Source organism: Roseateles sp. P4_D2, from assembly GCF_056401875.1.
The window spans coordinates 1-22036 of the sequence record NZ_JBFUIM010000004.1 but is presented as its reverse complement, the minus strand read 5'-3'; the positions used below and the strand labels follow the sequence as shown (position 1 = coordinate 22036).

The window sequence follows — 22036 nt, the reverse complement described above, 5'->3', positions numbered from 1 at the left end:
GGCAGGTCTGCCAGGTCTGCCGGGCCCGGATTACCGGTCCTGCGGCAGGTGATCGGTGCGGGCCAGGTCGAGCAGATGCTCGACCTCTTCCTTGTGCACGACCAGGTTGCGCTGGTGCCAGCGCCGGATCCACCACATGGCACCGGCCACGACGACGCCGAAGATCGTGATCGCGCCGAAGGCCGACAGGCCGAAGCGGGTCATCGCCGTGTAGAAGGCGCCCAGGCCCAGGATGCAGGCTTGCTCGTTGAAGTTCTGCACCGCGATGCTGCGGCCGGCCCCCATCAGGTTGTGGCCGCGGTGCTGCAGCAGCGCGTTCATCGGCACGACGAGGTAGCCGCCGATGCCGCCCAGCAGGATCAGGAAGGGGGCGGCCACCCACACGTTGTGGATGAGGTTCATGAAGATGACCAGCAGCCCCATCGCGATGCCCAGCGGGATGACGGAGGTGGCGCGGTCCAGCCGGCAATACAGCGATGCGACGACGGCACCAACCGCCGTGCCAATGGCGACGACGCCCACCAGCGAGGACGCCTGCGTCGTGCCGTAGCCCAGGGCGGCCGCGGCCCAGGCCAGCACGATGTAGCGCAGATTGCCGCTGACACCCCAGAACAGCGTCGTCGTCGCCAGCGAGATCTGCCCGAGCTTGTCCTGCCAGAGCCTGCTGTTGCAGGACGAGAAGTCGCGCACCAGGCCCAGGAAGCTGTGCGCATAGGGCTGCAGCGGCGCCGAGGTGCGCGGGATGCGCAGATTGAACAGGGCCGCCAGCACATACAGGCCGACGAGGCTGGCGATCGCCGCCTCGGGTGGGGAGTCGATGCCGGTCTCCATCATCGGCATGTCGATCAGCAGCAGCAGGTGCGAGACGCGGTCACCGATCAACTGACCACCGAGCAGCACGCCCAGGATGATGGACGTGATGGTCAGGCCCTCGATCCAGCCATTGGCCTTGACGAGCTGGGACGGTGGCAGCAGTTCGGTCAGGATGCCGTACTTGGCCGGCGAATAGGCGGCCGCGCCCAGGCCGACGATGGCATACGCCGCCAGTGGGTGGGCGCCGAACAGCATCATCAGGCAGCCCACCACCTTGATGCTGTTCGAGAAGAACATCACCTTGCCCTTGGGCACGGCGTCGGCAAAGGCTCCGACGAAGGGCGCCAGCACGACGTAGAACAGGGCGAACATCGGCACCAGCGCGGCGCGCTGCCACTCGGCGGCGCCGGAGGAACGCAACAGCTCGACGGCCGCGACGAACAGTGCGTTATCAGCCAGCGAGCTGAAGAACTGCGCCGACATGATGGTGTAAAAGCCGCGTTTCATCGGTCGGAGCGCAATCCTGAACTGTCTTCTGCTTGTAGGCCGGTAAAACGGGAGCGGCGCGGGTTTATAGCACGCCCCTAGTTCGGCAGCGGCGCCCCAAACCCGGGCGCAAAATCCGGCCATGCCTCGCCCGATTGAAGCCCTGATTCATACCGAAGCGCTCGCTCACAACCTGGGTCGCGCGCGCGCTCAAGCCCCCAACGCCCGAGTCTGGGCCGTCGTCAAGGCCAATGCCTATGGTCACGGCATCGAACGCGCCTTTGAGGGCCTGCGCGCCGCCGACGGTTTCGCGCTGCTGGACCTGGCCGAGGCCGAACGGTTGCGCGCCCTGGACTGGCGCGGCCCCATCCTGCTGCTGGAAGGCGTGTTCGAGCCTCGCGACCTGGAGCTGTGCTCGCGCCTCAAGCTCTGGCACACCGTGCACTGCGAGCAGCAGATCGACTGGCTGGCCATGCACAAGACGCACGAGCCGCACCGCGTCTTCCTCAAATTGAACTCGGGCATGAACCGGCTGGGCTTCACGCCGGCCGCCTTTCGCGCCGCCTATGCGCGCCTGGACGCCCTGCCCCAGGTCGACGAGATCGGCTTGATGACGCATTTTTCGGACGCCGACAGCTTGCGGCAAGGTGTCGACGGCATCACCCACCAGCTCGCCGCCTTCGAAGCCGTGACCGAGGGGTTGGCCGGCGAGCGCAGCATCGCCAACAGCGCGGCAACACTGCGCCACCCAGCTCGCACAGCCCAGGACTGGGTGCGCGCCGGCATCATGAGCTATGGCGGCGTGCCCGACTTCCCCGAACACGATGCCGCCCACTGGGACCTGCGGCCGGCGATGACGCTGCGCTCAAAGATCATCGGCGTGCAGCAGCTGCAGCCCGGCGACACCATCGGCTACGGCAGCGCCTTCACGGCCGAGCAGGTCACGCGCGCAGGCATCGTCGCCTGCGGCTATGCCGACGGCTATCCGCGCCACGCGCCCACCGGCACGCCGGTGCTGGTGGATGGCAAGCGCACGCGCACGCTGGGCCGGGTGTCGATGGACATGCTGGCGGTGGACCTGTCCGAGCTGCCTGCCAGCGGCTTTGGCAGCGAGGTGACGCTGTGGGGCGAAGGCCCGCATGGCTCGCGCCTGCCCATCGACGAAGTGGCGCAATCGGCCGGCACCATCGGCTACGAGTTGATGTGCGCCGTCGCGCCGCGCGTGCCTGTTCGCAGTGTTGGCAATGCCTGATCTCCACTGGACCCCGCGGCCGGACGAACTCGAGTTCGACGCCATCCGCGCCAGCGGCCCCGGCGGCCAGAACGTCAACAAGGTTTCGAACGCCGTCCATCTGCGCTTCGACATCCGCGCCTCCAGCCTGCCCGAGGCCGTCAAGGCGCGGCTGCTGAACTGGGCCGACCAGCGCATCACCTCGGAGGGCGTCGTCGTCATCAAGGCCCAGGACTCGCGCAGCCTGGAACGCAACCGGGCGGACGCCGTCGCGCGGTTGATCGAGCTGGTGCAGGCCGCCGCCCACGTGCCCAAGGCGCGCCGCGCGACCAAGCCGACCTATGGCTCCAAGCAGCGCCGGCTGGAAGGCAAGTCCAAGCGCAGCGACATCAAGGCCGGGCGGCGCAGCAAGGATTACTGAAGCGGGGACGTCATACCCAGCTGGTCGAACAGGAAGGCGTAGATGTCCGCCATCTGGTTCACGCGGATGGACAGCGAGCTGCCCATGCCATGGCCGGCGTGGGCGTTGATGCTCAGCAGCACCGGCCGGCCGGAGCCGGTTGCCGCCTGCAGGCGCGCAACCATCTTGCGCGAGTGCATCGGGTTGACGCGCCCGTCCGTCTCGCCGGTGGCCATGAAGATGGCCGGGTACTTCGCACCGCCATTCACGTGGTGATAGGGCGAGTAGGCGTACAGCGCCTGGAATTGCTCAGGGTTCTTCACCGTGCCGAATTCGGTGACGTTGAATGCGCCGTTCGGGTCCAACTCCACGCGCAGCATGTCGTAGATGCCCACCGTCGAGACGACGGCGCGGAACAGCTCCGGGTGCTGGGTGAAGACCGCCCCCATCAGCAGCCCGCCGTTGCTGCCGCCTATCGCCGCCATGCGTTCCTTTGAGGTGTAGCCCTTGTCGACCAGGTATTGGGCCGAGGCGGCGAAGTCGTCAAAAACGTTCTGCTTGTTCGTCAACGCGCCCTGGGTATGCCAGGTCTCGCCGAACTCACCGCCGCCGCGCAGGTTGGCGATGACGTAGACGCCGCCGGCGTCCAGCCACAGCCTTGTCGCCGCACCCAGGAAGCGCGGCACCAGGCTGACGTTGTAGCCACCATAGCCGTTGAGCAGCAGCGGCGCGCTGCCATCCAGCTTCAGCCCCTTCCTGCGCACGATGTTGAGGGGGATGCGGGTGCCGTCCTTGCTTGTCGCGAACTCACGCACGACCTCCACGTCGCCGAAGGACACCGGGCTGGTCTGGCGCAGCGCCGTGGGCTTGCTCCTGCCGCTGTCGGCGTCGACGCGCATGAACTGCGGCGGCTCGAGATAGGTCTTCACCGCGACGAGCAGGCTGCCGTCGTCCATCACGGTCATCTCGTCCACGGTCGCCACCTCGGGCAGCTGCAGCTGCCCGCGAGGCTTGCCGTCCAGGCCGTAGATGGCCACGCGCGACGGCCCGCCGACGATCTCACGCAGGTAGATGGCGTTCCTGGTGAGGGTGATGTTGCCCGCGCCGAACTCGCCGCCGGGCTCCAGCGCGGCATCGGACTCGGGCACGATGGTCTGCGCCTTGGCTAACGTCAGGTCGTCCAGCGCCAGCTTGAGCAGCTTGCCGCGCGGCGCGTCCTGGCGGGAGATGAGATAGAGCCCGTCCGGTCCTAGGGCTGCGGCGACGACCTTGTCCTCGAAGCGTGTGACCTGGCGGATGCCTCCATCCCTGGCGATCAGGTAGTGGGCGAACTCGCCGCCATCGCCATTGGCGACCGAGGCGATGACGCCAGGCGCGCCGGGCCGGGCGTCCAGTGCGATTTCGGCGACGCGCGGGAAGTCCTTGCCCAGCACATAGACGTCCTTTGCCGGATCGTCGCCGACGCGGTGGTAGTAGATCTGCTGGTAGAAGTGCTGGCGCTCGGCCGGTTCCTTGGCGCCGGGGTAGCGCGTGTACCAGAAGCCGGAGCCATCCTCGCGCCAGGCCAGGCTGCCGCCGCCGGTGGGGTACTGGACGTTGGGAATGACCTTGTCGACATCCTTGCCCGTGGCCACGTCGACGATGTGCAGCGAGCCGTCCTCGCTGCCGTTCTCCGACATCGACACCGCCACCAGCTTGCCCGTGGGCGACGGCACATACCAGTCGATGGCCGTCGTGCCTTTGGGGTTGAGCGTGTTCGGGTCCAGCACCACGCGGGCCTTGGCGGGGTCGGCGTCCTGGCCCAGCACGGCCAGCATGGGCTGCTGCCTGGGCGGCTGGTTGTATAGCGCGAACAGCTGGCCCGGCGTGGCGTGCAGGTCGTAATAGGCGCTGGAGCTGGCCGTGGCCTGCTTCATCAGCCAGTCGAACATCGGCTGGCGCGCCGGCAGCTTGCCGAAATAGGCGCGCGTGCGCTTGTCTTGCGCAGCGCTCCACTGCTTCACCTTGGGGTCGCTGGCTTTCTCCAGCCAGCGGTAGGGGTCCCTGACGCTGACGTCGCCGTAGCGGTCGGTGACCGGCGTCACCGGCGTCGGCGGCGCGCCCGGGTCGGCGGCATGGGCCAGCAGCGCGGCACCCGCGAGGGCAAAAGCGCCGCACAGGCGCGTCAGAGCGAATTGCCAGGCCATCTGTTCTCCCCGTGAAGAGCGCGCCAGCGTAACGCCCTTGCCGAGTGGTGGGGAACGGCTGGTTGTTACGCGGTGCGAGCGCGGCGACTGAACAGCATGGGCAGCGCGATCAGATACAGCACCGCGGCGATCACCCAGACGCAGCCAGGCCAGGCGCCCTGCGTCGCCGCAAAGCCGGCCGTGACCACCAGCGGCCCGCCGATGCCGATCAGGCTGGTCAGGCTGGCCAGCGTGCCCTGCAACCCGCCCTGGCGCTGCTCGTCCACCTGCCGCGCCAGCATGGCCTGCAGCGCCGGCAGGGCCAGCCCGCCGATGGCGAACAGCGGCAGCAGCGCAAACGGCATCCAGCCCGCCACCGCCACACCCATGCCGACAAAACCCAGGCCGTCCGCCGCCATGCCGGCCAGCAGCGCGCGCTTCTCGCCGAGCCTGGCCACCATCGGCCCGGTGACAAAGGCCTGCGAGATGGCATGCAGGCCGCCATAGCAGGCCAACGACAGGCCCGCCACCCAGGCAGTCCAGCCGTAGCGGTCCTGGCCGTACAGGATCCACAGCGCCGCCGGCACCTGCGACACCAGCGCGACGACGGCAAAGACCCCCACCAGCGGCAGCAAGGGCCGCTTGCCCTCCAGGCGATGCAGTGCCGAGAAGGCGTTGAACTTGCTGGCGTCCAGCCGGGCCGTGCGGTTCTGGTTGGATTCGGGCAGGGCGAACCAGGCCATCCCCAGGTTCAAGGCATTCATGACGGCCGCGGCGACGAAGGGCGCTCGCAGCGACCACTCGCCTAAAGCACCACCGATCAGCGGCCCGACGACAAAGCCCAGGCCCATGGCCGCGCCCATCTGGCCGTAGCGCCTGGCGCGGTCGGCCTCGGGCGTCACATCGGTGATGTAGGCCGTGCCCACGGCCATGCTGGCGCCGGTGATGCCGGACAGCACCCGCCCGACATAGAGCCAGGCCAGGTTGGGCGCCAACGCCATCAGCACATAGTCCGCCGCGGCGCCGCCCAGCGAGGCCAGCAACACCGGCCGGCGACCGAAACGGTCGCTCAGCGCACCCAGCACCGGGGAAAACAGGAACTGCATCGCCGCGTAGACGGCCAGCAGGGCGCCGTAGTGGTGGGTCGTGGCCTCGGCGCCGGCCAGCTCGCGCAGCAGGCCGGGCAGGATGGGGAACACCAGGCTCATGCCCACGGCGTCCAGCAGCAGCGTCATCAGGATGACGGTCAAGGCTCGATTCACGTCGGTCTCTCTATCGTTGATAGGGAACATTCTGCCGCAGCCTCTCTATCATTGCTAGAGATGAATGCCACCGAACGTTCCAGTCGACTCAACCGCGACGATGTGCTGCGTGCCGCCCTCTACCTGCTCAACGAGGTCGGCATCGACGCGCTGAGCACCCGCAAGCTGGCCGAACGCCTGGGCGTGCAGTCGCCGACGCTGTACTGGCACTTCAAGAGCAAGGCGGCGCTGCTGGACGCGATGTCCGAGGCCGTCGTGCTGGAGAACCACGCCCAGGCGGAGCCGGCGCCGGGCCAGCATTGGCAGGACTGGCTTATGGCCAACGGCCACAGCTTTCGCCGCGCGCTGCTGGCCTACCGCGACGGCGCGCGCCTGCATGCCGGCACACGGCCGAGCCCCTTGCACTTCGATTCCATCGAGGCCCGCCTGCGCCTGCTGTGCGATGCCGGCTTCGAGCCGGGGCAGGCCACCCGGCTGATGATGTCGGTGGGGCGCTTCGTCGTCGGCTGGGTGCTGGAGGAGCAGTCCGCGCAAGCGCCCGATGCGCCGCCCTCGTCGATGCTGAGCGAGCCCGACGCGGTGCAATACCCGCTGCTGGCCGCCGGCTGGGCGCAGACGCTGGGCGGCGACCCCGACAGCCTGTTCGACCGCGCCTTGCGCCTGCTGATCGACGGCGCACAGGCGCAGCTGAAGGGCTAGCGCCGGCGGTCGAACGCCATGCGCGCCGATGCTACGGCGGGGTAGTGCCGTTCGGCCCAGCGGTCCACCACCACCAGCGCCTCGCTCAGGGACCGGCCCAGTTCGGTCAACTGGTAGTCGACGTGCGGCGGCACGGTCTGATGGTCGGTGCGCTGCACCAGGCCGTGGCGCTCCAGTTCGCGCAACGTCTGCGTCAGCATCTTCTGCGAGATGCCGCCCACCTGGCGCAGCAGCTCGTTGTTGCGCAGCGGCTGCCGGGCCAGCAGCGGCACGATCAGCAGCGCCCATTTGCTGCCCACCACCTCCAGTGCGGCACGCGAGGGGCAGTTGGCGCTGAGCACATTGCCGGTTGAGGTGTCGGCCATCGTCTGGATTTCCCTGGTTACCAAAAGGTGCGTACTTCCGATTCTGTGCCTGGCCTCCCACAGTGAGCCCATTGCAACTTGGAGAGACCCCATGGCATGGTTTCTGTTGGTGAGTGCCGGTCTGGTCGAGATCGCCATGGCCGCGGCGTTGAAGGCGTCCGACGGCTGGCGCCGGCCGCTGCCAGGCGCGGCCGGCGTGCTCGCCGCGCTGCTGTCCATCGTGCTGCTGACGCAGTCGCTCAAAAGCCTGCCGACCGGCACGGCCTATGCAGTCTGGACCGGCATCGGCGCCGTTGGCGTGGCGCTGCTGGGCGTCTGGGTGCACGGCGACAGCGCCTCGCCCGCACGGCTGGGCTGCATGGCCCTCATCGTGGCCGGCATCGCCGGCCTGCGCTGGCTGGAGGGCTGAAGATGAGCCGGCTGCTGCACATCCAGGGCTCGCCGAATCCGGCCTCCACATCGCGCGAGATCGCCGAGGCCTTCGTCGCCCGCTACCGCGCCGTCCGCGCCGACGCCCAGGTCGAAGTGGCCGACGTCTGGCAGCTCGCGCTGCCCGAATTCGACGCCGACATGATCGCGGCCAAGTTCGCCGTGCTGCGCAGCCAGCAGGCGACCCACGACCAGCGCCGCCACTGGGCGCGCGCCGTCGCGCTGGCCGAAGCCTTCAACCGGGCCGACCACTACGTCATCAACCTGCCGATGTGGAACCTGGGCCTGCCCTACCGCCTCAAACACTACATCGACGTGGTCACGCTGCCAGGCCAGAACTGGGCCTGGCAGCGTGACACCGGCTACCGGCCGTTGCTGTCGGGCAAGCGCGCCGTGCTGGTCTACAGCAGCGCGAGCGACTATGGCAGCGAGGGCCGCTCGGCCCAGGGTCACCTGGACACGCAAAAGGCCGCGATGCGCGCCTGGCTCGGCTTCCTGGGCATCAAAGTGGCGCAGGAGATCGTCATCGCACCCACGCTGACCGACCCCACCTCGCTGGCCGCGCTGAAGCAGGTCCGGCGGGCCCAGGCCGAAGCGGCGGCCGAGCGCATTTAGCGCTGCGGCCGCGTCGCGACGAACAGGCTGGCCAGGCACAGCACCATGCCGCCGATGGCTAGCGGCGTCGCCTGCCAGCCCTCCAGCACGGCCGACACGATCAGCGCGATGACGGGCACCAGCACGCCGATGAGCGCCGCCTGAGCGGGGCCGCGGCGCTCGGCGAGCTTGTAGTACAGCGTGAAGGCGATGACCGAGCCAAAGGCGGCCAGGTAGACGAGGCTGCCGACATAGGTCCAGGCGCCGTCGAAGGGCAGGCCGTGGCCCAGCGCCAGCGACATCCCCAGCAGGAAGGCCGCGCCATAGCCCATGCTCCAGGCCAGCACCGGCACCAGCGGCAGGCCGCGGCGCGTCAACACCAAGGTGAAGAAGCCACCGATGACCGCCACCACGACGGCGAAGAAGCTCAGGCCCAGCCCCAGGGCCGCATTCGGCCGCGCGCCGGTAGACGCGAGTTCGGGCCAGAAGATCAGCGCCACGCCCAGCACCGCGCCGCTGGACGCGACGAGGAAGCGCCGGCTCACCGGCTGGCGCCACAGCAGCCAGGCGACGAGTGCATTCATGAACACCATCAGGCAGAACAGCACCGCGACGAGGCCGCTGGGGACAAAGCGCTCAGCCTCGTAGATGGACCAGTAGTTGCCGGCGTACTGGATGACGCCGGTGCCCAGCATGTAGCCGTGGGCATAACGCGGCAGCTTCAGCGACGTGCCCTGCCAGCGCGCCAGCCCGGCGAGCATCAGCGCCGACAGCGCGAAGCGCCAGCCCACCGACGTCAGCGCCGGCACAGTCGACGCGAGCTGGTACAGGATGACGTGCCAGGTGCTGGCCCAGATCGCGACCGGGGCCAGGAAGAGGAACCAGGTGGGCAGGCGGCCGGGCTTGTCTCCCGCCGCCATCAGGCCGCGCGCTTGAAGGTCGCGAGCAGCGCACCGGCCGCGACGAACAGCGAGCCAAAGACGCGGTTGAGCACCTTGATGTGGCTCTCGCTCTTCAGCGCCGCCAGCACCCGCGCGGCCAGCACGGTGTAGCCGGCCATGACGACCAGGTCGGTGAAGGCCAGCGTGCAGCCGATGACGAGGTATTGCGGCGCCAACGCGGCATGCAGGTCGAGGAACTGCGGCACGACGGCCAGCAGGAAGACCGTGCCCTTGGGGTTGACGGCATTGATGCCCCAGCCGCGCAGCACCAGCTGGCGGCGCGTGGCCAGCACGGCGCCGTCATCCGCCGCCACCATGGGCTTGGCCGGTGCACGCCATTGCTGCACACCCAGCCAGACCAGGTAGGCCACGCCAGCCCATTTGACGAGGGCAAAACCCAGCGACGAGGCCGCGATCAGCGCGCCCAGGCCGGCGCCGACGAGGACGACCTGGGTCAGGATGCCCAGGATGAGGCCGAAGGTCATGAAATAGCCGCGCCTGAAGCCATGCGACAGGCCGGCGCTCATCGCCGCGACAGCACCTGCGCCGGGGGACAGGCTGATCGCCCAGGATGCGGCAAAAAAGGCCAACCAGACCGAAAACTCCATGACCGGCTCCATCGAGAAACTGCAAGGCGCCGAGTGTCCCACGCCCCTGCTCAGTGGATGCCAGAGCTACTCGCTGCGCTCGGGCGGTCTGGCACCCAGGACATAACATGCCCCGATGCTCAGGGCCCTTTTCTCGCTGCCGCGCAGCGTCTGGCTGCTCGGCCTGATCAGCCTCGTCAACGACAGCGCCAGCGAGCTGGTCTACCCCCTCGTACCCTTGTATCTGAGCGGCGTGCTGATGGCCGGCCCGCGGGTGCTGGGCCTCATCGAGGGCCTGGCCGAGGCGCTGGCCAGCCTGCTCAAGCTCTGGGCCGGCGTCATGGTGGACCGCAGCGGGCGCAGCAAACCCTGGGTCATCGCCGGCTACGGCCTGGCCGGCATCGCACGGCCGCTGATCGCCTTCGTGACCGGCTGGCCCATGCTGCTAGCCCTGCGCCTGACCGACCGTATCGCCAAGGCCGTGCGCGCCGCGCCGCGCGACGCGCTGCTGGCTGCCAACATCGAGCCGGGCCAGCGCGGCCTGGCCTTCGGCCTGCACCGCGCCATGGACAACGCCGGCGCCGTCATCGGGCCGCTGCTGGCCTGGGCGCTGCTGCGTGCGGGCGTGCCGCTGGGCCAGGTCTTCCTGTGGGCCATCATTCCCGGCCTGCTCTGCCTGGGGCTGACGCTGGCGGTGCGGGAAGGCCCGCCACCGGCCACCGCGCCACCGCGCTTCAGCTGGAGGCTGGCTGGCCTGCCCCGGCCGCTGCGGCGCTACCTCGTCGTCGTCTCGCTGTTCACGCTGGGCAACTCCAGCAACATGTTCCTGCTGCTGCGCGCCAAGGAGCTCGGCGTGGCCGAGGCCCAGGTGCCGTTGCTGTGGGCCGCGGTGTCGGGCGTCGCGGCGCTGTTCGCGGTGCCGCTGGGCGGGTTGTCGGACCGCGTCGGCCGCGTTCACCTGCTGGTGGCCGGCTATGTCGCCTATGCCGCCTTCTACATCGGCATGGCGGCGTGGGCCGCGCCGGGCTGGCGGCTGTACCTGCTGTTCGGCCTCTACGGCATCTTCATGGCCGCGACGGAGGGCGTCGAGCGCGCGCTGCTGGCCGACCTGGCGCCGGCCGAACAGCGCGGCACCGCCTTCGGCTGGCTCAACCTCGTCATGGGCGCCATGCTGCTGCCGGCCTCGCTGCTGTTCGGCTGGCTGTGGGAAGGCCTGTCGGCCACCGTCGCCTTCGGCTTCTCGGCCGGCTGCGCGCTGGCCGCGGCACTGCTGCTGACAGCCTGGGTGCGCCCCAGGGTCTGCTGACACGGCGGCAATGGGCCGCGAAGGCCGGCAGCCAGGGGCCAATCAAGGCGCAACGAGCCGCCCGCACTCATGTGCGGGCAAGCGGTGCAACGCCGAGTGGCCCCTGGCTGCCGGTCTTCCCGAAGGGTTGTGACCAGAAAGGCCGCGCGCGGCGTTGCAAATGCTCGCCGGGTGCCCAACCCGGCTCCGCTTTGCGCCTTGCTCGCGACCCTTCTGGTCACAACGCGGCCCATTGCCACCGTGTCAGCAGACCCTAAGACAATGCGCTGATGGCGACAAGCAAGAGCATCTACACCTGCACCGAATGCGGCGGCACCAACGCCAAATGGCTGGGCAAATGCCCGCACTGCGGCGCCTGGAACACGCTGACCGAGGGCATCGCCGAGCCCACCGGCGGCGTCAAGAACCGCTACCAGTCGCTGGCCAAGAGCCAGCCGGTGGCCACGCTCTCCGAGATCGAGGCCAGCGACTTCGAGCGCACGCCCACGGGCCAGGAGGAACTGGACCGGGTGCTGGGCGGAGGCATCGTCGCCGGCGGCGTCGTGCTGATCGGCGGCGATCCGGGCATCGGCAAGTCGACGCTGCTGCTGCAGGCGGTTGAGTCGTTGTCGCAAACCGTGAAAGTCCTGTACGTGACCGGCGAGGAAAGCGGCGCCCAGGTCGCGATGCGCTCGCGGCGCCTGGGCCTGTCGGGCGCCAAGGTGCGCGTGCTGGCCGAGATCAGCCTGGAGCGGATCCTCGCCACCATCGACGTCGAGGAGCCCGACTTCTGCGTCATCGACTCCATCCAGACGCTCTACTCCGAGCAACTCTCGTCCGCGCCCGGTTCGGTCGCCCAGGTGCGCGAGTGCGCGGCCCAGCTCACACGCACGGCCAAGGCGCGCGGCTGTGCCATCGTGCTGGTGGGTCATGTGACCAAGGAAGGTGCGCTGGCCGGCCCGCGTGTGCTGGAGCACATCGTCGACACGGTGCTGTATTTCGAGGGCGACACGCACAGCAGCTTCCGCCTGGTGCGCGCCATCAAGAACCGCTTCGGCGCGGTCAACGAGATCGGCGTGTTCGCGATGACGGAGAAGGGGCTCAAGGGCGTCACCAACCCGAGCGCCATCTTCCTGTCCACCCACGCCGAGCCCGTGCCGGGCAGCTGCGTGCTCGTCACGCTGGAGGGCACGCGGCCGCTGCTGGTCGAGCTGCAGGCGCTGGTGGACAGCGGCGGCGTCAGCCCGCGGCGCCTGTCCGTCGGCCTGGACCGCGACCGCCTCGCGATGCTGCTGGCCGTGCTGCACCGGCATGCGGGCGTGGCCACGGGCGACCAGGACGTGTTCGTCAACGCGGTCGGCGGCGTGCGCATCAGCGAGCCGGCGGCCGACCTGGCCGTGCTGCTGGCCATCCAGAGTTCGCTGCGCGGCAAGGCCCTGCCGCGTGGCTTCATCGCCTTTGGCGAGGTCGGCCTGGCCGGCGAGGTTCGCCCCGCGCCGCGCGGCCAGGAGCGCCTGAAGGAAGCCGCCAAGCTGGGCTTCAGCGTCGCCGTCGTGCCCAAGGCGAATGCACCCAAGAAGGCCATCGAGGGGCTGACCATCCATGCTGTCGAGCGGGTGGAGCAGGCCATCGAGGTCTTGCGCGGGCTCATTTGAAACTGAGACAACAGGTTTCCATGGTGCACGCCACGCCAAAGTCTGCTTAGGATCGGGGCCTCGCACCGGAGGACCCCGTTCATGTCAGATCCCGCCAATCTCAGGCAGCACGCCCGCACCGATTTCCTGGCCGCCCAGCACGATGCCGACTCCCTGCCCGGTTGGGTCTTCAAGCCGGTGCAGTTCAGCCAGGGGCCGGCCGGCCTGGTGCTGAACATGAGCGACGGCGGCCTGCAGGTGCTGACCAGCGCCGCGGAGCCGCTGACCGAGGACAAATACGAGGTCGTGCTGCTGCTGGGCCGCGCCGACGTGGACAGCGACGATGAGCAGGTGTCCTGGTTCAACGGCGTCGTCGAGCGCAAATGGTCGCGGCCCGTGCCACGCATGGGCATCCTGCACGGCATGTGCTTCACCGCGCGCAACTCGACGGCCGAACAGTTCCTGAACGGCCACAAGGACGCGCTGGAGTCTGGCCAGTGGGTGCGCTGCGTGCTGCTCAAAGTAACCAAGTAGGACGAATATGGAGCACTGCGGCCGCCTGCTCGACCACGTGCATCTGCGCGTGAGCGACCTGGCGGCCAGCCGGCGCTTCTACCGTGCGGCGCTGGACGCCATCGGGCGGCTCGAGGCCTTCGGCGAAGCAGAGGGCTGCTTCTACGCCGACGAGTTCTACGTCGACAAGGCCGATGGCCGCGTGTCACATGTGCATCTGGCCTTCCAGGCCCACAGCGAGGATGAGGTCCGGCGCTTCCATGCGATGACGCTGTCCGCCGGCGGCCGCGATCACGGCACCCCGGGGCCGCGCCATTACCACCCGGGCTATTACGCCGCCTTCGTGCTGGACCCCGACGGCAACAACATCGAGGCTGTCTACCATGGGCCGACGCAACGCTCGGCCGACAGCGTCGAGGTGACCCGCCTGCCGCTAGCGGCCTGACGGCGTGGCAGGATGTGCGCCATGAGCGCACTGCCCGAGCCCCCCTACTACGCCGTCATCTTCACCAGCCAGCGCACGCCCGTTGACGGCGGCTATGGCGACATGGCTGACCGCATGGCGGCCCTGGCTTCCGAGCAGCCGGGTTATCTGGGCGTGGAGAGCACCCGCGGCGAGGATGGCCTGGGCATCACGGTCTCCTACTGGCGCAGCCCCGAGGACATTGCCGCCTGGCGCCGCAACGCCGAGCACAAGATCGCGCGCGACACCGGCCGCAGCGATTGGTACCAGCACTACACGCTGCGCGTGGCCAAGGTCGAGCGCGCCTATGCCTGGCAACGCGACGATGGGCTGAAGGACCCGCAAGCATGAATCCGTGGATCGGTGTTGGCCTGGCGCTGGTGGCCCTCATTGGTGGCGGTGCGCTGCTCGGCTGGCAGGGCGTCATCTTCGCGACGACGGGCATCGTCTTCTGGCTGCTGTTGCAGATCTCGCGGCTGATGCGGGTCATGAAGGTGGCCGGCGCGGCCCCGCTGGGCTCGGTGGCCAATGCTGTCATGCTGAACAGCAAACTGCACGCCGGCATGAAGCTGGTGGACCTGATCGGCCTGGCCGGCAGCTTGGGGCAAAAGCAGGCGCCGGAGACCTTTGTCTGGCGTGACGCGGGTGGCGACGCCGTCGAAGTCAAGCTGGTGAAAGGCAAGCTCGTCGAGTGGCGGCTGATCCGCGCAGCCCAAGCTTCGTAAAATCGCCCGCTTTCACCCCGCACGCACTGGAGTAACGATGGTTCCCGCCCCCCTGCATGACCGCGACGGCAAGATCTGGATGGACGGCGAGCTCGTCGACTGGCGCGACGCCAAGATCCACGTGCTGACCCACACCCTGCATTACGGCTGCGGCGCCTTCGAGGGCGTGCGCGCCTATGACACGGTCAACGGCACCGCCATCTTCCGCCTGCAGGAGCACACCCAGCGCCTGTTCAACAGCGGCAAGATCCTGCGCATGAAGATCCCCTTCTCGATGGAGCAGGTCAACGAGGCCCAGCGCGAGGTGGTCAAGGCCAACGGCCTGAAGAGCGCCTACATCCGCCCGCTGATCTGGATCGGCTCCGAGAAGCTGGGCGTCAGCCCCAAGGGCAACCAGGTGCACCTGATGGTGGCCGCCTGGAGCTGGGGCGCCTACCTCGGCGAGGAAGGCATGAAGCGCGGCATCCGCGTCAAGACCAGCTCCTACACGCGCCACCACGTCAACATCACGATGACGCAGGCCAAGACGGTGTCCAACTACACCAACTCCATCCTGGCCAACATGGAAGCCACCGACGACGGCTACGACGAGGCCCTGCTGCTGGACGCCTCCGGTTTCGTGTCCGAAGGCGCCGGCGAGAACCTGTTCGTCATCAAGGGCGGCGTCGTCTACACGCCCGACCTGTCGGCCGGCGCGCTCAACGGCATCACCCGCAACACCATCTTCGCGATCTGCCAGGACCTGGGCCTCAAGCTGGTCGAGAAGCGCATCACCCGCGACGAGGTCTATATCTGCGACGAGGCCTTCTTCACCGGCACCGCCGCTGAAGTGACGCCCATCCGTGAGCTGGACCGTGTCGAGATTGGTTCGGGGTCGCGGGGTCCCATCACCGAAAAGATCCAGTCGGCCTTCTTCGACATCGTCAACGGCCGCAACCCCAAGTACGCCGAGTGGCTGACCGCGGTCTGAGAGCAAACAACATGAGCACCACCACCACGCCCGCCGCCACTGTCGAAGTGACCGCCAAGGACTGCAACGACAACGGCACGGTCTTCTGCCCCAACCCCAAGATGCCGCTGTGGAGCGCGCATCCCAAGGTCTTCATCGACCTGACCCATGGTGGCCAGGGCCAGTGCCCTTACTGCGGCACGGCCTACAAGCTAAAGGCCGGGGAGGTGGTGGGCGGCCACCACTGAGCCCCTCGCCCAAGGAGTACCTTGGGCGGGACCGCGCCGCGGCCAGAGGCCGCAGCGCTTCGGCAGGCACAGCGCGCCCACCGGGCGCACCGTGTCCGGCCTCAGCCCCCGAGGGGACAACGATGCTTGCGGCATCGAGCCGCAAGCACATCGCTTGAACGGGCCGGCTAGGGAGCGGCCCGGCGCTCGGCCCGCATGAACTAGCGCATCAGCGCGGCGGCCCTGCGGCTGCCGCGCCGCTGGGTGTCCAGATCAGCCTCCAGCGCGCGTTCCGTCGCCGACAGCGGCTTCACCATCCCAACAGCCAGCGCACCCTGGTCGAGGTTCTGACCCCAGGTCAGCCCGGCGCGCAACTGAACCGGCGCAGCCAGGCCGTCGGTGAAGCCGGCGGGCAGCCAGGGCATGGTCTGCGACAGCACCAACGCCACGCGCGATTTGATGGCGGCATCACCCACGCGGCCGCGCTGGCCCCAGCTCACGGGCTGGTCGGCGCTTGATCCGCTCAGGAATTGCGGCGTCACCGCGACATCGCGCAGCACGCCGTGGCGCAGCTGCATCAGCGCCTCCTCGGCCAGCATCGCCGCATCCTCGCGCGGCACGCTCTGGCCGCTGGGCCAGGAATAGCTGTAGTCGTCGGTGACGCGGTCGCTGCTGAAGAAACGCACGATGTCGGCCGGCTGGTAGGCGCGCTGCACCGCCGTGGACGCCACGCCGAAGAACTGCACGCGGCCCAGGTCGACCATCTCCTGTGAATAGAACGGCAGTTGCGTGCGCAGCTGTTCGGACGCAGTGTTGGCGGGAATGGCCTCGTAGACGCGCAAGCCGCTGTTGAGCAGCAGGTGCACGCGGGGCGGCAGGAAGTCGTTGGCGTGCGTCAGCTCGTGGTACAGCAGGCGGCCGAGTGCCGGGATCAGCGCGGCGCTGTCGCGTGAGCCGCGCGCCAGCACGGACGGGCGCCCACCGGCCGACTGATTGCCCTGCACATAGCGCCACAGCATCGCGTAGGCGAGGTCTAGCCCATAGTCACTGCGCGGGTCGGGCGCTTCGCTGACGCTGTCGCGCTCGGCAGGCGTCTGCCAGAGGTAGTCGGCATCGAGATAGATGGCGCCGGTGGCGCTCCAGTAGAAGGCCGGCCGCACCCGGCCGCCGATGACGATGGCCGTGGTGGCGTTGAGCAAGCGGCGGAAGTCGCCATTCACGTCCTGCTCGCGCAGGAAGGCCTCGAAGCGCTGGCCCATCCAGTCGTTGGACACCAGCACGCGGGCCATCACCTGCTCCACGGTGGGCAGCTCGCCGCGCGTCTCGGTGCCGAGCAGCGGCAGGCGGCCCAGCGTGCAGAGCGTGGCATTGGTCAGGGCCGGCGTGTAGATGCAGTCGCGCAATTCGGCCGCGTGTGCGCCGCCTGCCACATAGGGGTAGGCGCGCGAGGACAGGTTGCCAGCGCCGAAAAGCGGCGACGCCACGGCGGGCGGTGAGGCCTGCACGAGCAGGCTGAAATCCTGGCTGAGGCTGCGCCCATCGGCCAGCGTGGCCTCGGCGCGCAGGCGCAGCAGGCTGTCTTCGGCCACCGCAGGCGCGGTAAAGATGACGCGCCATTGGCTTGCATCGCCCAGGTTCACGTCCGGGCCGTCGACGCGGCTCCAGCGCACGCGCGCCAGCGGGTAGTCGGCCACGGCCAGCCCCTCGACCCAGGCGCGCAACGACGTCTGGCCGCCCGCCCACACCGACGGTTCGCCGCGGATCACCATCGGCGTCGCGTCGGGTGCCGTGGCGTTGAGCTCGGCTTGGCCGCTGTAGCTCGCCCCCTTGGCGTCGGTGAAGTCCACACTGAACGTGAAACGGCCCGCCGCAGCCGGTGCGACGCTGAGGGCCTGCGAACGCGCCGAACCGAGGGCCTGCGCGGCGCCATCGGTCTGGCGCCACTGCACCGTGTCCAGCCGCGAGCCGGGGCAGGCCAGCACCGCCAGCTCCTGGTTGTGCCCCGCACCGGCTGCGGCGGGCAGAGCCAGGCGCGCGACGGAGCCGCTCAGGCATTGGGCCCCGAGGGGGGGCACGGTGACCGGCCCGGGCGCTGGCGCGGCATCACCGCCACCGCCACCGCAGGCCACCAGCAACAGACAAAGGAACAGGGACGCAACGGCTTTCAGCGAAAACATCGGTTGGGATCAGGCAGCGGTTGGGGCGGGGTCAATGTAGCGCCGTCCGACTTCCTACAATCGCGCCATGCCCCGCTCCGCCGCCCAGACCGCCGCCCTGCTTGCCTCGCCCGACGACACCGAGGCCCAGTTCTACGAGGCGCTGCAGCACGCCGACCTGGATCACCTGATGGCCCTGTGGGCCGATGACGAGGAAGTGGCCTGCGTCCACCCGGGCGGCCCGCGCATCGTCGGCCTGCCTGCCATTCGCGCGGCCTTCGAAGCGGTGTTCCAGCGCGGCGCGGTCAGCGTCCACCCCGAGCGCGTGCGCCGCCTGCACAGCGGCGATTGCGCCATCCACCATGTGCTGGAGCGCGTGCAGTTGCATGGCGAGGCCCAGCAGGCTTGGGTCATCGCGACCAATGTCTATCTGAAGACGGCGCTCGGCTGGCGCCTGGTGCTGCACCACGCCAGCCCCGGCAATGCGGGCGATGTCCAGGAGCTCGTCGCCGACGCCGGCACGCTTCACTAGGAGTCGGCGCATGCAGTACCGCGCCCCCCGCTGGCTGCCCGGCGGCCACGCCCAGACCATCTGGCCCGCCCTCTTCAGCCGCCAACACGACGGCCCGCCGCCGAACTGGACGCGCGAGCGCTGGGACACACCGGACGGCGACTTCATCGATGTCGACTTCCTGGCTGGTGGTGAGCCGCCCGCACGCGAGTACGCGTCCGGCCCCCCGGGGGGGCCAAGTCGGTCTTGGGAGCGGCCCGGCGACCGACTTGGGCGCCCGCCGGAGACGCCGCTGCTGGTGTTGTTCCACGGCCTGGAGGGCGACCGCACCAGCCACTCCAGCGTCGCCTTCGCCAGCGTCGCCCGCGCACGCGGTTGGGCCATGGCCCTGCCCCACTTCCGCGGCTGCTCGGGTGAACTGAACCGCGGCCCGCGCGCCTACCACTCGGGCGACTTCGAGGAGATCGGCTGGATCCTGCAACGCCTGCGCGAGCACCATGGCAGCAAGCTCCTCGTCGCGGGCGTGTCCCTGGGCGGCAATGCACTGATGCGCTGGGCCGAGGAGGCCGGCCACAGCGCCGCCCAGGTCGCCCAGGCGGTCTGCTCGATCTGCTCGCCCATCGACCTCGCCGCCGCTGGCGCGGCCATCGATCGCGGCTTCAACAGGCAGGTCTATGCGCGCCGCTTCCTGCGCACCATGATTCCCAAGGCCCTGCGCAAGCTGCAGCAGCATCCGGGCCTGTTCGATGGCGAGCGGCTCAAGCGCGCGTCGACCATCTACGAGTTCGACAACCTGTTCACCGCGCCGCTGCACGGCTTCAGGAACACCGAGGACTACTGGACCCGCGCGGCCGCCAAACCGCACCTGCACCGCATCCGCATCCCGGCCCTGGTGCTGAACGCCCGCAACGACCCTTTCGTGCCCGGGGGCAGCCTGCCACACGCCGCCGAGGTGGGTGCCCATGTGACACTCTGGCAGCCTGGCCACGGCGGCCATGTCGGCTTCCCCGCCGGCCGCCTGCCGGGCCATCTGCTGACCATGCCGGAGCAGGTCTGCGACTGGCTCTGGAAGCAACGCTGAAGGAGGTCTTGCATGGACCCCATCGTCGAAGCGGCCCTCAAGAAGTGGCCCAACGTCCCGCACTGCTACGGCTGGCTGGCGCTGGACGCCCGTGGTGATTGGTATATGCGCGACGAACGCATCCAGCACGCCGGCCCCTTCCCCGAGGTCAAAGGCAGCCGCATCAACCACGACAAGCTGCGTGCCTTCATCGAGCGCAACTACGCGGCCGACGCGGCTGGCTGCTGGTTCTTCCAGAACGGGCCGCAGCGGGTCTATGTGGAGCTGGAGTCAACGCCGTGGATCTGGCGGCTGCAGCCCGATGGCCGCGTGCTGAGCCACACCGGCATCGAAGCCGCCGTGGAGTCCAGCTGGCTGGACGAAGCCGGGCGGCTCTACCTGCTCACCAACCTCGGCCTGGGCCTGGTGCACACGGCCGACATGGGTCCGGCGGCCGACGCCGTCGAGCAGGGCCGCTGGACGCCACAGGAGTTCCTGTCGGGCGAGTTGCCGGAGCGCTTCGGCTTCGTGCGCCGCCCTGGCGCCTGAGCCAGAAACGACGAGGGCTGCCGAAGCAGCCCTTGGCGGGATTCAAGCCGAAGCTTTACTGCGCGGCCGAAGCAGCCGGCGCGGCCATCTTGGGCTCGTCGAACTTGGCGCCACCCTGGTTGGCCATGTAGACGACGGCACGGGAGACTTCGAAGTCGCTGAAATCGCCGCCGCCCTGCGGGCCCATATTGCCCTTGCCCTTGAGCGCCGAATGCACCAGCGTGTCGAAGCCACTCTTGATGCGCGGGCCCCAGGCCGAGGCGTCGCCCAGCTTGGGTGCGCCGGCGGCGCCGGTGGCGTGGCAGGCCGAGCACTGGGCCTGGAAGACCTGCTCGCCCGTCTTCATGGTGGCGGCGTCGTTGACGTCCTTGACCTCGACGTGAGCGACCGGCGCAATGCGCGCGGCAATGGCCTGGGCCTCGAAGGCAGCCGTGCCGGCCGCCGGCTTGGTGTCGGTGGTGACGTAATTGGCCAGCAGGATGATGACGATGACCGGCACCACGAAGGCGAACAGCACGGCCCAGGCGAGCTGCTTGGGGGTCTTGATCGGCCCGGTGTGGGCGTCGTCGTGGTCGTGATCGTGGCTGGCGCTCATGAATTCCTCTTGTCGATCTTCGTCGGTCGGGTCTCGCTTCATGCCGGGCTGGGTGCGCGACACGAAAAACCGCCGAATTATAGGCAGGCCCCGACACTGCCCCGGGGCCCTGGTACCCCGCTGCTAGAATGCACGGCTTCGCGCCCGTAGCTCAATGGATAGAGTACTGCCCTCCGAAGGCAGGGGTTGTTGGTTCGATCCCAACCGGGCGCACCAAAAGTCTCAAGCACCTTGCAGTAATGCCAGGTGCTTTTTTCTTGGCGGCTTCGTAGAAGTACCCGTAATGCCATCGCGTTGAGGCGCGTGCGCACCGAGCGAGCGACGCATGCCGCGCGCCGCGCTATCACGCAGCTGGAGTCGCCTGCGCCGCAAGGACTCCTCTATGAAGTCTGGCCACTGGCCTTCCAGAACACCGTCTTCGCGCTCGACCGCCGGCACCAGCGCCGTCCGGAAGCCGTTGGCACGCAGCATTTTGGTCACCCAGTCACGGTGAATCTCGTTCGGCTGCCCTCGCCATAGCCCTGCATGCCCGCGCCCAGCGACCGTGAACGCCACCGTACCCAAATCAATGTTGACTGGTCGATGAGGATCGGTGTGGAGAACTTGCGAGGTTTATGCGCGACTGGTCGCTTGCGTCACGGCGTCGCCGATTTACTTGAAAGAGGCTACGGCTCACGTCTGCGACATGTTTGTTCCGGGTGTGAAGGCCCCGCCGAAGAGTGGCGACTTCGATGAGGTCATGAAGCATGTGCGCACCGTTCTCAATGTGCGCTTGAAGGCGCTTCTAAGCCGACGCTCACACGGCTCCAAGCAGTAGGAGTCGCGCCACCGACTGCTGAGCCGCTCCGAAGGATCAAGGCTGTTGGCCGCAGGCTTTTCTTTGAGCAGTCAGCTCCGCATTTCCAAAATTCGAGGAACTACGAGCTCCGCCAAATGCCGAGAGTCTTCGGCCGTACCGGAGTAGCCAAAGGAAATCGAGACGGTGACCATCACTGCGTTCTTGACGTGGTGACCCACCGTATCCAGAAACTGGAGTACCTCGCCGTCAGTCCAAAGGTCACCGTCTTCCCAATCGTCGGAACGGTTGAAGAGGTCAAGGCAAAGGTCAAAGATGAGTGGACGCCCCGGCATCACGGCAGCCAGGGTTTCTGACCTGCTCCCTCCCCGCCGTACCAATCTAAACGAGAGTGAGTCCGTCCTTTTGGAGAATGACGGATATGAGAACCAGCAAGTACAGCGAGCAGCAGATCATTGGCTTCTTGAACCAGGCCACAGCCGGGATGGGCATCAAGGAGCTGTGCCGCAAGGAAGGCTTCAGCGAGGCCACCTTCTACAAGTGGCGGGCCAAGTACGGCGGCCWGCAGGTCAGCGAGGCCGTGCGGCTGCGTGAGCTCGAG

General features: G+C 68.5%; 27 protein-coding genes and 1 tRNA gene. 19 read left to right on the top strand and 9 right to left on the bottom strand.

The genetic code is table 11. The features are described 5' to 3' along the window. Positions 1 to 30: 30 nt before the first annotated feature. Positions 31 to 1320, bottom strand: a complete 1290-nt coding sequence (gene lplT, locus AC1DW0_RS08195; RefSeq protein WP_056192011.1) for a lysophospholipid transporter LplT — start codon at positions 1318 to 1320, stop codon at positions 31 to 33. Between the two features lie 121 nt (positions 1321 to 1441). Between lplT and alr the strand changes: the two genes are divergently transcribed. Together alr and arfB are read left to right on the top strand one after the other, a co-directional pair. Beyond that, positions 1442 to 2551 carry an alanine racemase gene (alr, locus tag AC1DW0_RS08190; protein ID WP_477945355.1) on the top strand — a complete coding sequence of 370 codons (1110 nt, stop codon included), beginning with the start codon at positions 1442 to 1444 and terminating at the stop codon, positions 2549 to 2551. After that, positions 2544 to 2951 carry an alternative ribosome rescue aminoacyl-tRNA hydrolase ArfB gene (gene arfB, locus AC1DW0_RS08185; RefSeq protein ID WP_477945354.1) on the top strand — a complete coding sequence of 136 codons (408 nt, stop codon included), beginning with the start codon at positions 2544 to 2546 and terminating at the stop codon, positions 2949 to 2951. The genes alr and arfB overlap by 8 nt, the downstream gene beginning before the upstream one ends. Here arfB and AC1DW0_RS08180 read toward each other — a convergent pair. Next, positions 2945 to 5116, bottom strand: a complete 2172-nt coding sequence (locus AC1DW0_RS08180) for a prolyl oligopeptidase family serine peptidase (RefSeq protein WP_082532369.1) — start codon at positions 5114 to 5116, stop codon at positions 2945 to 2947. The genes arfB and AC1DW0_RS08180 overlap by 7 nt on opposite strands. Positions 5117 to 5181: 65 nt before the next feature. Next, positions 5182 to 6387 (bottom strand): Tet(A)/Tet(B)/Tet(C) family tetracycline efflux MFS transporter, encoded by a 1206-nt coding sequence (gene tet / locus AC1DW0_RS08175; protein WP_477945353.1) that lies wholly within the window; start codon positions 6385 to 6387, stop codon positions 5182 to 5184. Between the two features lie 30 nt (positions 6388 to 6417). Between tet and tetR the strand changes: the two genes are divergently transcribed. Further along, positions 6418 to 7056 carry a tetracycline resistance transcriptional repressor TetR gene (tetR, locus tag AC1DW0_RS08170; RefSeq protein ID WP_477945352.1) on the top strand — a complete coding sequence of 213 codons (639 nt, stop codon included), beginning with the start codon at positions 6418 to 6420 and terminating at the stop codon, positions 7054 to 7056. Here tetR and AC1DW0_RS08165 read toward each other — a convergent pair. Next, positions 7053 to 7421 carry a winged helix-turn-helix transcriptional regulator gene (locus AC1DW0_RS08165; protein ID WP_477945351.1) on the bottom strand — a complete coding sequence of 123 codons (369 nt, stop codon included), beginning with the start codon at positions 7419 to 7421 and terminating at the stop codon, positions 7053 to 7055. The two genes, tetR and AC1DW0_RS08165, sit on opposite strands and share 4 nt — an antisense overlap. A gap of 91 nt (positions 7422 to 7512) precedes the next feature. Here AC1DW0_RS08165 and AC1DW0_RS08160 point away from each other — a divergent pair, with 91 nt between their 5' ends. Both AC1DW0_RS08160 and AC1DW0_RS08155 read left to right on the top strand, forming a co-directional pair. Further along, positions 7513 to 7830 carry a DMT family transporter gene (locus AC1DW0_RS08160; RefSeq protein WP_056191993.1) on the top strand — a complete coding sequence of 106 codons (318 nt, stop codon included), beginning with the start codon at positions 7513 to 7515 and terminating at the stop codon, positions 7828 to 7830. A gap of 2 nt (positions 7831 to 7832) precedes the next feature. Beyond that, positions 7833 to 8465, top strand: a complete 633-nt coding sequence (locus AC1DW0_RS08155; protein WP_457351066.1) for an FMN-dependent NADH-azoreductase — start codon at positions 7833 to 7835, stop codon at positions 8463 to 8465. On the opposite strand, the gene AC1DW0_RS08150 is transcribed toward AC1DW0_RS08155, so the two are convergent. Both AC1DW0_RS08150 and AC1DW0_RS08145 read right to left on the bottom strand, forming a co-directional pair. After that, positions 8462 to 9364, bottom strand: a complete 903-nt coding sequence (locus AC1DW0_RS08150; protein WP_457324116.1) for a DMT family transporter — start codon at positions 9362 to 9364, stop codon at positions 8462 to 8464. The two genes, AC1DW0_RS08155 and AC1DW0_RS08150, sit on opposite strands and share 4 nt — an antisense overlap. Beyond that, positions 9364 to 9993 carry a LysE family transporter gene (locus tag AC1DW0_RS08145; RefSeq protein ID WP_477855983.1) on the bottom strand — a complete coding sequence of 210 codons (630 nt, stop codon included), beginning with the start codon at positions 9991 to 9993 and terminating at the stop codon, positions 9364 to 9366. The genes AC1DW0_RS08150 and AC1DW0_RS08145 overlap by 1 nt, the downstream gene beginning before the upstream one ends. Positions 9994 to 10108: 115 nt before the next feature. Here AC1DW0_RS08145 and AC1DW0_RS08140 point away from each other — a divergent pair, with 115 nt between their 5' ends. The 8 genes from AC1DW0_RS08140 (at position 10109) to AC1DW0_RS08105 (ending at position 15789) form a co-directional block, all read left to right on the top strand. Beyond that, on the top strand, positions 10109 to 11278 hold the full coding sequence (locus AC1DW0_RS08140) for an MFS transporter (RefSeq protein WP_477945350.1): 1170 nt from the start codon (positions 10109 to 10111) through the stop codon (positions 11276 to 11278). A 269-nt stretch (positions 11279 to 11547) separates the two neighbouring features. Next, positions 11548 to 12912, top strand: coding sequence for a DNA repair protein RadA (gene radA, locus AC1DW0_RS08135; RefSeq protein ID WP_056191984.1), 1365 nt, complete (start codon positions 11548 to 11550; stop codon positions 12910 to 12912). Positions 12913 to 12993: 81 nt separating this feature from the next. After that, entirely contained in the window at positions 12994 to 13425 is a 432-nt protein-coding gene (locus AC1DW0_RS08130) for a hypothetical protein (protein ID WP_056191980.1), read from the top strand. Positions 13426 to 13432: 7 nt separating this feature from the next. Next, positions 13433 to 13849, top strand: a complete 417-nt coding sequence (locus tag AC1DW0_RS08125; protein ID WP_056191978.1) for a VOC family protein — start codon at positions 13433 to 13435, stop codon at positions 13847 to 13849. Between the two features lie 21 nt (positions 13850 to 13870). After that, positions 13871 to 14218 carry an antibiotic biosynthesis monooxygenase family protein gene (locus AC1DW0_RS08120; RefSeq protein WP_457351071.1) on the top strand — a complete coding sequence of 116 codons (348 nt, stop codon included), beginning with the start codon at positions 13871 to 13873 and terminating at the stop codon, positions 14216 to 14218. Further along, positions 14215 to 14592, top strand: a complete 378-nt coding sequence (locus AC1DW0_RS08115) for a hypothetical protein (RefSeq protein WP_056191972.1) — start codon at positions 14215 to 14217, stop codon at positions 14590 to 14592. The genes AC1DW0_RS08120 and AC1DW0_RS08115 overlap by 4 nt, the downstream gene beginning before the upstream one ends. Before the next feature lie 37 nt (positions 14593 to 14629). Then, positions 14630 to 15562 carry a branched-chain amino acid transaminase gene (locus AC1DW0_RS08110; protein WP_477945349.1) on the top strand — a complete coding sequence of 311 codons (933 nt, stop codon included), beginning with the start codon at positions 14630 to 14632 and terminating at the stop codon, positions 15560 to 15562. A gap of 11 nt (positions 15563 to 15573) precedes the next feature. Next, the gene (locus tag AC1DW0_RS08105) at positions 15574 to 15789 is read left to right on the top strand and encodes a zinc-finger domain-containing protein (protein ID WP_457447707.1); all 216 of its coding nucleotides are present in this window, start codon (positions 15574 to 15576) and stop codon (positions 15787 to 15789) included. Between the two features lie 200 nt (positions 15790 to 15989). Here AC1DW0_RS08105 and AC1DW0_RS08100 read toward each other — a convergent pair whose 3' ends face one another. After that, positions 15990 to 17945: a hypothetical protein gene (locus tag AC1DW0_RS08100; RefSeq protein WP_477945348.1), complete on the bottom strand. Its 1956-nt coding sequence runs from the start codon at positions 17943 to 17945 to the stop codon at positions 15990 to 15992. 67 nt (positions 17946 to 18012) lie between these two features. Here AC1DW0_RS08100 and AC1DW0_RS08095 point away from each other — a divergent pair, with 67 nt between their 5' ends. The 3 genes from AC1DW0_RS08095 to AC1DW0_RS08085 are packed head-to-tail and all read left to right on the top strand — an operon-like array spanning position 18013 to position 20044. Further along, positions 18013 to 18456, top strand: a complete 444-nt coding sequence (locus AC1DW0_RS08095) for a YybH family protein (RefSeq protein ID WP_056191962.1) — start codon at positions 18013 to 18015, stop codon at positions 18454 to 18456. A gap of 10 nt (positions 18457 to 18466) precedes the next feature. Further along, positions 18467 to 19516, top strand: a complete 1050-nt coding sequence (locus AC1DW0_RS08090) for a YheT family hydrolase (protein WP_477945347.1) — start codon at positions 18467 to 18469, stop codon at positions 19514 to 19516. A 12-nt stretch (positions 19517 to 19528) separates the two neighbouring features. After that, complete coding sequence (locus tag AC1DW0_RS08085; RefSeq protein ID WP_477945346.1) at positions 19529 to 20044, top strand: DUF2946 family protein; 516 nt, start codon at positions 19529 to 19531, stop codon at positions 20042 to 20044. Positions 20045 to 20099: 55 nt separating this feature from the next. Here the strand turns inward: AC1DW0_RS08085 and AC1DW0_RS08080 are convergent, their stop codons facing one another. Further along, positions 20100 to 20639, bottom strand: coding sequence for a c-type cytochrome (locus AC1DW0_RS08080; RefSeq protein ID WP_056192630.1), 540 nt, complete (start codon positions 20637 to 20639; stop codon positions 20100 to 20102). A 140-nt stretch (positions 20640 to 20779) separates the two neighbouring features. Between AC1DW0_RS08080 and AC1DW0_RS08075 the strand changes: the two genes are divergently transcribed. Next, a tRNA-Arg gene (locus tag AC1DW0_RS08075) sits at positions 20780 to 20855 on the top strand. Positions 20856 to 20861: 6 nt separating this feature from the next. On the opposite strand, the gene AC1DW0_RS08070 is transcribed toward AC1DW0_RS08075, so the two are convergent. After that, the gene (locus AC1DW0_RS08070) at positions 20862 to 21110 is read right to left on the bottom strand and encodes a hypothetical protein (RefSeq protein WP_477855978.1); all 249 of its coding nucleotides are present in this window, start codon (positions 21108 to 21110) and stop codon (positions 20862 to 20864) included. 462 nt (positions 21111 to 21572) lie between these two features. Between AC1DW0_RS08070 and AC1DW0_RS08065 the strand changes: the two genes are divergently transcribed. Continuing rightward, on the top strand, positions 21573 to 21791 hold the full coding sequence (locus AC1DW0_RS08065; RefSeq protein ID WP_477945345.1) for a hypothetical protein: 219 nt from the start codon (positions 21573 to 21575) through the stop codon (positions 21789 to 21791). A gap of 65 nt (positions 21792 to 21856) precedes the next feature. Beyond that, a partial coding sequence (locus tag AC1DW0_RS08060; protein WP_477945344.1) for a transposase occupies positions 21857 to 22036 on the top strand: 180 nt, incomplete at its 3' end.